Raw genomic sequence first — 2,327 nt, 5'->3', positions numbered from 1 at the left:
ATCTTCGGCGAGGTGGCGGGCCTGCCTGCGCACGGCCTCGTCGAGGACATCCTCGCATTGGAGGAGCTGAAACGTGCTTAGCGTCGTCACCGCCAACCGCCTCGTCGACGGCATCGTGGTCTATCTCGCTTCCGACGGCAGCTGGACCGAGGACCTCTCCTCGGCGCGCATCGCCTCCACAGAGGAGGAGACCAAGGCGCTCGAGGAGCAGGCTGCCAAGGACGTAAAGGCGCGCAAGGTGGTCGCCGTCTATCCCATGGAGGTCGCGGTCAAGGACGGCGCGGTCGATCCGCTTTCGGTGCGCGAGAAGATCCGCGCCGCCCACCGCACCACATTGACGAAGGATTGGTACGATGTACCGCTATGACGAGTTCGACCACGCCTTCGTGCGGGAGCGCGTGGCCGATTTCAGGGACCAGGTCGAGCGCAGGCTGGCGGGTCAGCTGACCGAGGATGAGTTCCGTCCCTTGCGCCTGCGCAACGGACTCTATCTCCAGCTTCACGCCTACATGCTCCGCATCGCCATTCCCTACGGCGTGCTGTCGCCCCGCCAACTCCGTCAGCTCGGCATGATCGGGCGGAAGTGGGATCGCGGCTACGGCCACTTCACCACGCGCCAGAACCTGCAATTCCACTGGATCAAGCTGGTCGATGTGCCGGACATCCTTGCGGCGCTTGCCGAGGTGGAGATGCACTGCATTCAAACGAGCGGCAATTGCGTGCGCAACGTCACCGCCGATCCCTTTGCCGGCGCCGCCAATGACGAGCTCGAGGACCCGCGGCCCTGGTGCGAGATCCTGCGCCAGTGGTCGACCATGCATCCCGAGTTCAACTGGCTGCCGCGCAAGTTCAAGATCGCGGTCTCCGGCGCCGCCGAGGATCGCGCAGCCATCGCCTTCCACGACATCGGCCTCAAGATCGTGCGTGGGCCTGACGGAGAGAATGGCTTCCGCGTCCTGGTCGGCGGCGGCATGGGCCGCACGCCCTATGTGGGGCAGGAGATCCGCGCCTTCCTGCCGAAGAAACACCTGCTCTCCTACATCGAGTCGATCTTGCGCGTGTACAATCTGCACGGCCGGCGCGACAACATTCACAAGGCGCGCATCAAGATCCTCGTCAATCAGCTTGGCATCGACAAATTCCGCGAGGACGTCGAGGCGGACTGGGAAGCGACCCACAAGGATGCGATCGACCTGCCCGAGGACGAGGTCAAGCGCATCATGTCCTATTTCGCTCCGCCAGCGCTTGCGCCGCGGCCGATTCATGACGCGAAGCTCGATGCCCGCCGCAACACCGATCCCGTGTTCGCGAGCTGGCTCAAGCACAATGTGCGCGCCCATCGCGTGCCGGGCTATTCGACGGTAGTAATCTCGTTGAAGGAACCCGGGCGCACGCCGGGCGATGCAAGCTCCGACACCATGGAGCTCGTCGCCGATCTCGCCGAGCGCTTCGGCCATAACGAAGTTCGCGTCAACTACACGCAGAATCTGATCCTGCCGCACGTTGCCACGTCGGACGTGGTCACGCTCTACGACGCGCTCAACGCGGCAGGGCTCGCCACCGGCAATTACGATCTTCTCGGCGATATGATCTGCTGCCCGGGGCTCGATTATTGCAACCTCGCCAATGCCCGCTCGATCCCGATCGCCAAGGAGATCGCCAAGCGCTTCGAGAACCTGAAGCGCCAGGAGGAGATCGGACCGCTCAGGCTCAACATGTCGGGCTGCATCAACGCCTGCGGCCACCACCACTCGGGCAATATCGGCATCCTGGGCGTCGACAAGAAAGGCACCGAGCTTTACCAGATCTCGCTCGGCGGTTCGCCGAAGGATGATGCCGCGGTCGGCACCATCATCGGCCCCGGCTTCCGCGCCGAGGCGGTTCCGCAAGCGATCGACACCATCATCGGCACCTATCTCGCCGAGCGTATCGACGGAGAGACCTTCCTCGATACCTGGCGGCGCGTGGGGGCGAAGCCGTTCAAGGAGGCTCTCTATGGCGCTGCTTGATCTCGCCACCGGCGAATTGCTGTCCGATCCCGCCGAGGCCGCGACCCTGCTCGAGCCGACCGCCGACAACGCGGCGCTTCAAGCCGCGGCCTCGGGTAACGCCGGCCCCGTTGCCATCCGCTTTCCCGCTTTCGGCGACGGGCGCGGCATCAGCCTGGCGGTTCTGTTGCGCGAGCGTCACGGATTCACCGGCGAGATTAGGGCGGTCGGTTATCTCATCCCCGACCTCGCCCAGTTCCTTCTGCGCTCGGGCTTCGACACCGCCGAGATCGCAGATCCCGGCCAGGCTGCCACATGGAGGGCGGTGCTTGTGCGCTA

At 64.6% G+C, this 2,327-nt stretch carries 3 protein-coding genes; all 3 read left to right on the top strand.

All coding sequences use genetic code 11. The annotated features are described in order from the left end of the window. The first annotated feature begins 73 nt into the window (after positions 1–73). Positions 74–367, top strand: coding sequence for a DUF2849 domain-containing protein (locus VFB18_RS08445; RefSeq protein WP_324973536.1), 294 nt, complete (start codon positions 74–76; stop codon positions 365–367). Next, positions 354–2,009 carry a nitrite/sulfite reductase gene (locus tag VFB18_RS08440; protein WP_324973533.1) on the top strand — a complete coding sequence of 552 codons (1,656 nt, stop codon included), beginning with the start codon at positions 354–356 and terminating at the stop codon, positions 2,007–2,009. Before VFB18_RS08445 ends, VFB18_RS08440 begins: the two co-directional genes overlap by 14 nt. Further along, on the top strand, positions 1,996–2,327 hold a 332-nt coding region (locus tag VFB18_RS08435; RefSeq protein WP_324973530.1), incomplete at its 3' end, for a DUF934 domain-containing protein. The genes VFB18_RS08440 and VFB18_RS08435, both read left to right, overlap by 14 nt.

It is taken from the genome of Methyloceanibacter sp. (genome assembly GCF_035650995.1).
Taxonomy (GTDB): domain Bacteria; phylum Pseudomonadota; class Alphaproteobacteria; order Rhizobiales; family Methyloligellaceae; genus Methyloceanibacter.
This window is presented reverse-complemented; position numbering and strand designations above follow the sequence as displayed.